7 protein-coding genes and 1 pseudogene are annotated in these 7,411 nt (G+C 56.7%); 6 read left to right on the forward strand and 2 right to left on the reverse strand.

Going from position 1 to position 7,411, the window contains the following annotated elements:
* From KX729_RS33190 to KX729_RS34180, 4 genes and pseudogenes are all read left to right on the forward strand, one after another.
* A pseudogene (locus KX729_RS33190) lies at positions 1-164 on the forward strand (IS630 family transposase); the annotation flags it as partial.
* A complete protein-coding gene (locus tag KX729_RS33195; protein WP_219746683.1) occupies positions 161-361 on the forward strand; it encodes a hypothetical protein in 201 nt (66 codons plus the stop codon). The pseudogene KX729_RS33190 and the gene KX729_RS33195, both read left to right, overlap by 4 nt.
* On the forward strand, positions 358-609 hold the full coding sequence (locus KX729_RS34175; protein WP_246618057.1) for a hypothetical protein: 252 nt from the start codon (positions 358-360) through the stop codon (positions 607-609). The genes KX729_RS33195 and KX729_RS34175 overlap by 4 nt, the downstream gene beginning before the upstream one ends.
* Before the next feature lie 143 nt (positions 610-752).
* Positions 753-1,499: a tyrosine-type recombinase/integrase gene (locus KX729_RS34180; RefSeq protein ID WP_312993546.1), complete on the forward strand. Its 747-nt coding sequence runs from the start codon at positions 753-755 to the stop codon at positions 1,497-1,499.
* Here KX729_RS34180 and KX729_RS33205 read toward each other — a convergent pair.
* A complete protein-coding gene (locus KX729_RS33205; RefSeq protein WP_219746684.1) occupies positions 1,456-2,415 on the reverse strand; it encodes an HNH endonuclease in 960 nt (319 codons plus the stop codon). The genes KX729_RS34180 and KX729_RS33205 overlap by 44 nt on opposite strands.
* Before the next feature lie 107 nt (positions 2,416-2,522).
* Here KX729_RS33205 and KX729_RS33210 point away from each other — a divergent pair, with 107 nt between their 5' ends.
* Positions 2,523-4,142, forward strand: coding sequence for a site-specific DNA-methyltransferase (locus KX729_RS33210; RefSeq protein ID WP_219746685.1), 1,620 nt, complete (start codon positions 2,523-2,525; stop codon positions 4,140-4,142).
* A gap of 2 nt (positions 4,143-4,144) precedes the next feature.
* A complete protein-coding gene (locus KX729_RS33215) occupies positions 4,145-6,802 on the forward strand; it encodes a DEAD/DEAH box helicase (RefSeq protein WP_219746686.1) in 2,658 nt (885 codons plus the stop codon).
* A 171-nt stretch (positions 6,803-6,973) separates the two neighbouring features.
* On the opposite strand, the gene KX729_RS33220 is transcribed toward KX729_RS33215, so the two are convergent.
* Positions 6,974-7,264, reverse strand: a complete 291-nt coding sequence (locus KX729_RS33220) for a site-specific integrase (protein ID WP_376776124.1) — start codon at positions 7,262-7,264, stop codon at positions 6,974-6,976.
* Positions 7,265-7,411: the final 147 nt, after the last annotated feature.

A 7,411-nucleotide genomic window follows, 5' to 3' on the forward strand; every position in this document is an offset into this window, starting at 1 on the left:
TCAATCCCATAGAGAAGGCCTTCTCCAAGCTGAAGGCACTGCTGCGCAAAGCTGCAGAGAGAACCGTAACAGGACTGTGGGACAGGATCGGAAAGAGCATAGAACTCATCGAGCCAAAGGAAGCCCGGAACTACTTCAGTTCCTGCGGATACGATCCAGCATGAAAGGGAACCGCTCTAGCGGGCAGCTCAGCGCGATCTGCGATGATTGCGAGACGATCATGCACAAGAACTTCAGCGCTTCGAAGCTGGCTCTTCTGGAACGCCAAGCAGCGGTTTCATTTCCACAAGGTGATCCACGCTTAAACGAGATGGGCAATCCCCGTTGCAATGATCACTTCGAGAAGGAGCTGAAGAGATGAAAAAGCACCACCCGAAAGACGAGCGGATCAAGCGCCGCTATTTCGATTATCTGAAGGAAGCGAGGCGGATGGACGTGAGCAGCGTGGATCTTGTCGCGGCATCTATCGCGGCTTTCGAGCAGTATTCGAATTATCAGGATTTTGCCAAGTTTCATATTGAGAGGGCCAAGGGCTTCAAGGCTCACCTCTACCAACAGCGCAACGTCAAAACCGGCCGCTGTCCAAGGCTACGACCTATTCGCGGCTGATGGCACTCAAGGCCTTCGTCTTCTGGCTTGCCGGCCAATCGGGCTATAAGTCGCGAATTTCCTATGCCGATGCGGACTATTTCAATCCGAGCGCCAATGACAGCCGCATTGCCACTGCGCGGCGAGAAAAGAAGGTGCCGACGGTGGAGCAGGTCCGGCGCGTGATCTTCGCCATGCCGGTCGGCAGCGACGTGGAGAAGCGCGACAGGGCAATTGTCGCCTTCACGCTTCTGACCGGCGCGCGCGACAATGCGGTGGCGTCGTTCCGGCTGAAGCATGTCGATCTTGAAGCGCGAAGCGTGTTTCAGGATGCGCGCGACGTGAGGACGAAAAGCCGCAAGACCTTCAAGACCTTCTTCTTCCCCGTCGGCGAAGACCTCGAAGCGGTACTTGGCGATTGGATCGACCACTTGGGAGGCAAGCTATGGTTCGGCCCGGATGATCCGTTGTTTCCATCAACCAAGGTCGCGCCCACCAATGCCGGCCTGTTCGGTGCCGCCGGGCTTTCGCGCGATCACTGGAAGAACGCATCCGCCATCCGGCGCATCTTCAGAACTGCCTTCGAGGCGGCGGGCCTGCCCTATGCCAATCCGCACAGCCTGCGAAACACGCTCGCCATGCTGGGTGAACAACGCTGCCGCACGCCCGAAGAGTTCAAGGCCTGGAGCCAGAATCTTGGCCATGAGCGGGTGATGACAACGTTCAACAGTTATGGCGCGGTTGCGACCAACCGCCAGGCGGATATCATTGGCCATCTCAGGTCCAAACCCGACAGTGAAGGTCAGACTTCAGACGATCTATTAACAAAGATGTCCGCTCTTGTTTCCTCCATCAACAGCGCCCTGGTTAAAAGCGGCATCGGTCAAAATGAAACGCCAGATAGGCCTTAGCCGGCCATTTCTTCTGGTCGATCGGCAGAGCAATTTTCTTATTGTCCAACTCGGCATACAGTGACTTGCCAATCTCTCCTCCTATGCGCACGCGGTAGGTGTCGGGATCGATGCCTATTAGACCGATGTCAAAGAGGTTGTGCACATCGGTTCGAAGCAATATCCCGTTGCTAACCGTATTAGTCTTTTTTCCTTTGTAGGGAACGATGTGCGCTGCATCCAAAGTATATGATACGTCGCTTCCCGTTAACGCGCATTGTTTGTTATAGGCCAGCAGGACTTTTCGCCTAAACGCTCCTTGCCCTTGGCGCTGATGAATTGATGCGAACACCCGTTTACGAGCATCCGCTAGGCTAGCGGGGTCAAAATCGAGCTCTGGCGTTGGCGCACAATCAAATTCATCTGCGACTTTTGCTGGAACTATGCCCAGCCTCTCCAAGAAATTAGCGCTGACGTCCACGACGCCCTTTGCAGCTGTCAATATTCGCGCTGGTGTCGTGGGGATCGCTCTTAATGAAGCTTCCGTTGCCCAACTCACTGCGAATCTTTTTCCAACTTTCGCAACGAATATATATGGAGGGTCCTGCGGGTCATACACCTTCGGGAAACCGTTCGCCCCAGACCATATCGGATGCCGGTGGGTGAATTGATCACGAATGAGCCATTCGCCGCCACGCCGATTAGGATTTCCAGCAAATGTGAGCTCTGTATTCTGCGCATTGCCTTTGAAGGCTGGTGTCTCCACGGACCACGTCGTTGAGTTTCCGGACTCAAGAAAACGCTTGATTGGGAATTGCGCCCCGTCCTTTCCTAATGAAATGTGCATGGCGCCGCCGCCACCACCTCCCGGAGCCGCTTTCCCATTCATTGCCCGAAACTCAGTCAGCGTTAAACGCCGCCACATTAATGATTGCATCTCATGCCTCCATTGCATAATCCGTCGTACACACTCATTTCTTGTGTTTCGGTTACCGTCGGCCTGGGTTAGCAACAAGTTGAAATGGGAAATCGGAGCAGCAGCGCATGCCAACACTCGACTGGATCGGCAAGAAAGCCGTCGTTAACCACCATCGCGATGTTCCTTACCGACTAATCCATTGCGACAGAGACAAGAGCCATGGCGATCCGGATGCCGGCAATCTGCTGGTGCAGGGCGACAATCTAGAAGCACTGAAGGCGCTCCTGCCCTATTACGCCGGCAAGGTGAAGTGCATCTATATCGATCCGCCCTACAACACCGGCAATGAAAGCTGGGTCTACAACGACAATGTGAACTCCCCGGAAATCCGCGCCTGGCTCGGTAGCGTGGTGGGCAAGGAAGCGGAAGACCTGTCCCGCCACGACAAGTGGCTGTGCATGATGTATCCGCGCTTGCGGCTGCTTAAAGAGTTTCTCGACGAAGACGGCTTCATAATCGTCAGTATAGACGATGTAGAATTAGCAAAAACCAGACTGCTAATGGATGAAATATTTGGCCAGCGATACTTCGTCGCATGCTTCGTTTGGAAGAGTCGAAAATTTCTTGATAGTCGCAGCACCACCAATGTATCAAACGATCACGAGTATATCTTGGTCTATCGCGCTAGCGAGATGGCACGTCTGCGTGGCACGGAGCGCGACGAAAGCAAGTTTAGCAATCCCGACAATGATCCTAGAGGCTTATGGATGAGTCGGAGCATCCTCGGCCTCGCTAACCCACAACAGCGACCAAACTTGCACTACGATATCGTTGATCCGAGCACCGGAAACTCATATCCGCCAGCTCCCGATAAAGGATGGCGTTACGGACGTGATCGAATGGAGCTTCTTATTTCCGAGGGGCGTATTCTGTTCCCGAAAAATCCTGACGGACGTCCTAGAGAGAAAAAATTCAAAGACGATCTTCTTCAGCAGTTCATGGGAATTTCCTCAGTTATCGACGATATCCACACGTCAGATGGCTCTGACGAAATCCGCCGCATATTTGGAGGCCAAGTCTTCGACTTCCCCAAGCCTTCAGAGTTGGTTGCTAGGTTCTTCGAGCAAGCCGCTGATGAGCCTTGTCTTTTTCTCGATTCCTTTGCCGGAAGTGGGACGTCCGGTCATGCTGCACTTAATTTGAAAAAAAGGGGCTTAGACTGCCGGTTTATTCTCGTTGAGATGGACAAAGATATCGCCGACAGCATTACTCGCGAGCGGCTGAAACGGGTTATTGACGGCTTTAGCGTCGACCTGAAAAAGGGAGACAAAAGAGAAGTCGAAGGAACCGGCGGCGGCTTCCGCTTCTGCACTCTTGGCGAACCGTTGTTCGATGCCGACGGCAATGTCTCGCCGGCCGTCACCTATCCCGATCTTGCCGCGCATGTCTTCTTCTGCGAAACCGGCTCGCCGATCCCCAAGCGGGCCGACGGCGCATCGCCGCTGATCGGCAAATTCCAGAACCGGGCGATCTATCTGCTACATTCGGCCGAGGCCGTGGGCGTGGCGCGCGAACAGGCGGGCAATGTGCTGACCGGCGTCGTGCTCGAAGCGTTGCCATTGCCGGCGGCGGATTTTACCGGCGCGCGGATCGTCTATGCCGAGGGCTGCACGGTGCCGGACGACCGGCTTTCGGCGCTGGGCGTCACCTTCAAGCAGATCCCCTACCAGATCGAGGGGATCTGAAAATGGCGTTACCCGTGTTCTCCCTGAAAAACTATCAGCTCCAGACGCTTGCCAGCCTTCGCCGCTTTCTCGAAAAGACGGTGGAGCTGAATGACGCCGATACGGCCTTCTATGCCCTGACGAAGCGGGCTTTCTATCAGCCGCCGGGATTGCCGGGCCTTCCTTACGTCTGCCTTCGCGTGCCGACCGGCGGCGGCAAGACGATCCTCGCCGCGCACAGCATCGCGATTGCGGCCGATGCCTTTCTGCGTTGCGACAATCCGACCGTGCTTTGGCTGGTGCCTTCCGACACGATCCGCGAACAGACGCTGGCGACGCTTTCCAACCGGGCGCATCCGAACCGGCGGGCGCTCGCCGACCGCTTCGGCGAGAATGTTCGCGTCACGACCATTCAGGATGCGCTCTATGCCAAGCGCGCCGATTATGACGGCGGCGCCGTGGTGATCGTCGCGACGATCCAAGCCTTCCGCGTGGAAAAGACCGAAGGTCGCAAGGTCTACGAGGCCAATGGCGAGCTGATGGACCATTTCAGCGGCATCGCCAACGAGCAGCGCGCCATCCTCGAAGCCGGGCCCTCCGGTGATCCGCTGCCGTCGCTTGCCAACGTGCTGCGCATGCGCCGGCCCATGGTGATCGTCGACGAGGCACACAATGCCCGCACCGACCTTTCCTTCGATACGCTGGGCCGGCTTTCCCCCTCGCTGATCGTGGAGCTGACTGCAACGCCGGTCACGCCGGACGAGCACAAGCCGGAAAAAGGCATCTACGCCTCGAATGTGCTGCACCATGTCTCGGCGGCGGAACTCAAGGCCGAAGAGATGATCAAGCTGCCGGTGATCCTTCGCGGACGGGCCGATCCGCGCGACACGATCAGCGACGCCATGGCCTGGCTTGACGAGCTTTCGGCCACGGCGCGGGCCGAAGAGAACATCACCGGCGAATTCGTCCGGCCGGTGATGCTGCTTCAGGCCGAACCGCGTTCGAAGGACAAGACGACGCTGCACGCCGACGAAGTGAAGAAGCTTCTGATCGACGATTTCCGCGTGCCGGAAGAGCATATCGTGATTGCGACCGGCGACAGCAAAGGCCTTGATGGCGTCGATCTGTTCGACCGCAATTGCACGGTGCGCTTCATCATCACCCAACAAGCGCTGAAAGAGGGCTGGGATTGTTCCTTCGCCTATGTGCTGTGTTCGGTTGCCGAGCAGAAATCGGCGCGGGCGGTGGAACAGCTTCTGGGCCGCGTGCTTCGCCTGCCCCACGCCAAGCGCAAGCACCATGAAGACCTGAACCGGGCCTTTGCCTTCGCCACGACGACGAGCTTTCAGAACGCCGCAAACACGCTTCGTGACGGGCTTGTCAACAACGGCTTCGAGCGCGTCGAAGCGCAAGCGCTGGTGCGGGCCGTTGCCGAGCCGCTGCAGGGGCTGGAGCCGGGCGGGCTGGCACATCTTCATGAAGAAGCCGTTCCGTTCGAACTGGACTTCCAAGCCTTCGAGAAGAACATTCACACCCTGACCGGCGGTCGTGTCGAATTCGATGCGGAAAGACAGGTGATCCGGGCGCGCGGCGCGCTCACCGACTACGACAGGACGGCGCTGCTTCTGGCCTTGCCCGATGCTGCTGCCGGCATGGTCGAAGCGCTGGTGCACAAGTCACGCGGCGCGCGGCTGAAATCGACCGGCGATGAACAGGACGCCATCCGCTTTGCGGTGCCGCGCCTTGCGGTCAAAACCGCCCGCGGTCTGCAGCTCTTCGATCGTGGGCACTTCCTCGACATTCCCTGGAAGCTCGAAAACGACGATCCGGCGCAAATCATGGACTTCTTCGTTCCGCCAAGACAAGCGCGCGACGAAGCGCATGTCGACGTGGATCAATCCGGCCATGTCAATGTTGAGTTTGTCACCGACCTGCACGAACAGTTGATGCTCAACCTTCAGGAACGCGGCTGGACGAAGAATGCGCTGGTGAACTGGCTTGACCGTCGGCTTCCCTTCACGGCCCGACGCGACATTACCCGCATTTCCTCGACGCTCTTCATTGCCAAGGCGCTGGACTTGGTTTCCGCACAAACCGGCATGTCGCTCGAAGCCTTGGCGCGGGCGAAATTCCGGCTTGTCGAAGCGCTGGTGAAAGTGATCGCGAAGCACCGTGACGGACGCGAAACCCAAGCCTTTCAACAGGCGCTGATCCCGCAAGGCGGGCTGGACTTCAAGACAAGCGCCGAACTGAAGCTTGTCTTCGAGGAAAGCCGCTATGCCTATCGCGAACCCTACAAAGGGCGGACGGACTTCAAGAAGCATTTGTTCCGCGTGATCGGCGATCTGGAGCCGATTGGCGAGGAACACGAATGCGCGGTCTATCTGGAGCGAATGCCGGAAGTGAAGGCATGGGTGCGCAATACATCCCAACAGCCGAATTCGTTCTGGCTTCAGACGGCAACGGATAAGTTCTATCCCGATTTCGTCGCCCTGCTTTCCGACGGGCGCGTCCTGGTGATAGAGTACAAAGGTTCGCACATCGCAAGCGCCGACGACGCGAAGGAGAAGCGGCTTATCGGCGAGTTGTGGGCAGACCGTTCCGGCGGCTCTTGCATCTTCGCGATGGTCGAAGGCAAGGAATTCGGCCGGATCGATGCCGCAATCCGCAAGGGCGCCTGACTTTATTGGGGATAATCCAAAAAGTTAGAGAAAAGGACAGGCAACCGAGACAGGCATTTTGATTTGTTGGTATGGCGCAAAATCAAACTCGCCCAATCTTCATGATTTCAATTAGATAGGCCGATTTTTCTAGTCCTCTTCTGGGCACCATTCCATTTTTCGAGCATTGATTTAGCTCAATTTTTTCACGGTTTTTGTCCCACTTTTATCAACCCCTTCGGGGGTGGGACAAATTTCTGTGCTAGTTTGTTCTAGCTTTAATTTCGTAATTCCTGACGCGGCGAGCTTCTTCCGGCTCGCCGTTTTCGTATAGTGCGCCGTCTGTTTTTTTGTGGTCCAGCCGAAGGTCGCCATAAGTTCATTGTCGGTCGCGCCGTTCTCGGCTGCCATCGTGGCTTCGGCTTTTCGAAGACCATGCGTCGAGCACCGCGGCAGGCCAGCCTCGTCGCACCAATCGCGCATATTGTTGCAGGTTATTCCGACTTATACCAACCGTCATTGATCAGAACCCTTGTGCCCAGTTGCGCCTTCCGATCGACATTATCTTCCACGGTCGGTCCTGCAGTGTTCGCCAAGCGTAGCAGCAATGATCGACGATATCCTCGTATG

Origin of the sequence: Neorhizobium populisoli (assembly GCF_019430945.1) — a bacterium.
GTDB classification, from domain to species: Bacteria; Pseudomonadota; Alphaproteobacteria; order Rhizobiales; family Rhizobiaceae; genus Neorhizobium; species Neorhizobium populisoli.

What these genes read in the sequence shown, in the direction of transcription:
- KX729_RS33205 (WP_219746684.1), bottom strand. Translation starts at nt 2,415, where the DNA reads ATGCAATCATTAATGTGGCGGCGTTTAACGCTGACTGAGTTTCGGGCA.
- KX729_RS33215 (WP_219746686.1), top strand. Translation starts at nt 4,145, where the DNA reads ATGGCGTTACCCGTGTTCTCCCTGAAAAACTATCAGCTCCAGACGCTT.
- KX729_RS33210 (WP_219746685.1), top strand. Translation starts at nt 2,523, where the DNA reads ATGCCAACACTCGACTGGATCGGCAAGAAAGCCGTCGTTAACCACCAT.
- KX729_RS33195 (WP_219746683.1), top strand. Translation starts at nt 161, where the DNA reads ATGAAAGGGAACCGCTCTAGCGGGCAGCTCAGCGCGATCTGCGATGAT.
- KX729_RS34175 (WP_246618057.1), top strand. Translation starts at nt 358, where the DNA reads ATGAAAAAGCACCACCCGAAAGACGAGCGGATCAAGCGCCGCTATTTC.
- KX729_RS33220 (WP_376776124.1), bottom strand. Translation starts at nt 7,264, where the DNA reads ATGCGCGATTGGTGCGACGAGGCTGGCCTGCCGCGGTGCTCGACGCAT.